General features: G+C 75.3%; 1 protein-coding gene. It reads left to right on the top strand.

What is annotated here, in order from left to right; translation table 11 throughout:
- Positions 1 to 360: aminotransferase class IV (locus AB0C16_RS41030; protein WP_357691636.1), on the top strand; the 360-nt coding region annotated here is incomplete at both ends.

The following is a 360-nucleotide window of genomic DNA, read 5'->3' on the forward strand; positions in this document are numbered from 1 at the left end:
CCGCACAGATCCGCGACGGGCGGATCCGGGGCCTCGACCTCCATCTGGAGCGGTTGCGGTCCGCGTCGGTGGAGCTCTTCGGCCGGGCGCTGCCCGAAGACCTGGTCCGCGCCCACCTCCGTACCGCTCTCGCCGCCGCACCGGCCGCCGACCTCTCCCTGACGGCCACGGTCTCCTCCACGGCCGGCGAGTTCACCGCGACCGAAGCGGACCTGGCGCTGTTGGTACGCACCGGGCCCCCGTCGACCGGCCCCGGCGGCCCGCTGGCGCTCGCCGCGGTCGAGCACGAGCGGTTCCTGCCGCACATCAAGCACGTCGGCGAGATCGCCAAGACCCACCTCCTGCGGCAGGCGGCCGCCG

The sequence above is a fragment of the Nonomuraea sp. NPDC048916 genome (genome assembly GCF_040649575.1).
Lineage (GTDB): Bacteria > Actinomycetota > Actinomycetes > Streptosporangiales > Streptosporangiaceae > Nonomuraea.